The following is a 1,194-nucleotide window of genomic DNA, read 5'->3' on the forward strand; positions in this document are numbered from 1 at the left end:
AAAAAATGTGGCTGCTGCACGCTGGCCACGCCGGCCTCGTAGAGGCAGTCGATGTTGCCAACCCCGCCGCCAATCACAATCACGTCGGGGTCCAGCAGGTTGACGACGCTGCTCAGGGCGAGGCCGAAAAAGCTGGTGAGGCGCTCCAGGGTCTGAGTAGCTACGGTGTCGTGGCCATGGGCGGCCCGTTCTACTATTTCGGGCAAGCTGCGCGGCTGCGCGCTGCGGTGGGCGTAGTACTGCTCCAGGGCCGGACCCGCCAGAATACTCTCATTGCAGCCCGTTTTGCCACAAAAGCAAGCGTCGCCTTCCGCCGCGCTTAGGTACGTTGTGGCCCCACTCGCCGGCAATGCCGTGGTAGCCCTCCAGAATCTGCCCGTTCACGACCAGGCCGCCGCCCACACCCGTGCCGAGGATGATACCAAAGACCACTTTAGCGTCGGGAAAGTGCTGCCGCACAACGCCCAGCCGGGTTTCGGCCAAGGCAAAGCAGTTGGCATCGTTGGCCATAACCACGCGCATGCCGAGCAGCTGTTCCAGGTCGGCGCGTACGGGCTGGCCGTTGAGCACGGTTGCGTTGCAGTTTTTCATCAGCCCCGACTTTGGAATGGTGGTGCCTGGCGTGCCAATGCCTATTTGCTCGGCGCGGTAGCCGGCGGCGGCTTCTAAATGCTGCACCAATTGGGCTACCTGCCCTAAGATGTGCGCGTAGCCGTGCGCCACCCCGGTCGGCACGCGGTACCGAAATAACACCTCGGGTTCTTGCGCCGACTTTAGAATAACGCCTTCTATTTTGGTGCCGCCTAGGTCAATTCCCCATAGGTTGTGCTGTTGGTTGAAGTGTGTCATGTTGATAAGTGCTGATTGTGGAGCCGTTGGAAAACTGCTCCCTCGTATTGTTAGAAAATGAAAACACCCTGCCTGCCTACCACCCTAGGCGGCGTTTTAGGTAGGCCGTGAGTTCGGCGGCAATAAGCTGATGCTCAGCCACGCTAGGATGACTATCGCAGCCGCTGGTATAGCTGCGCGAAAAGAAGAATTTATGCACGGCTGCATCGCCCGCCGCGTTGGTTTGGGCAACTATACTTGTCAGGTAGCGCTGCAACACGGCTGTCAGCCGAGCATCGGCCATGGGACTGGTGAGGCACACTAGCTGCGCCTTTGGGTAGTGCCGACGTAGCTTCTGAAGGAACG

General features: G+C 59.7%; 3 protein-coding genes. All 3 read right to left on the reverse strand.

Features of this window, described 5'->3' with window-relative positions:
- The coding region (locus VI25_RS28015; RefSeq protein ID WP_201783368.1) for an ROK family protein at positions 1-350 on the reverse strand (350 nt) is incomplete at its 3' end.
- Positions 271-849 carry an ROK family protein gene (locus VI25_RS21240; RefSeq protein ID WP_055562846.1) on the reverse strand — a complete coding sequence of 193 codons (579 nt, stop codon included), beginning with the start codon at positions 847-849 and terminating at the stop codon, positions 271-273. The genes VI25_RS21240 and VI25_RS28015, both read right to left, overlap by 80 nt.
- Positions 850-925: 76 nt before the next feature.
- Positions 926-1,194, reverse strand: a 269-nt coding sequence (locus tag VI25_RS21245) for a hypothetical protein (RefSeq protein WP_201783369.1), incomplete at its 5' end; no start/stop codon positions are given.

Source organism: Hymenobacter sp. AT01-02 (assembly GCF_000961955.2).
Taxonomy (GTDB): Bacteria; Bacteroidota; Bacteroidia; order Cytophagales; family Hymenobacteraceae; genus Hymenobacter; species Hymenobacter mucosus.

Excerpts from the sequence above, each read along its gene's own strand:
- VI25_RS21240 (WP_055562846.1), bottom strand. The coding sequence starts at position 849 with ATGACACACTTCAACCAACAGCACAACCTATGGGGAATTGACCTAGGC.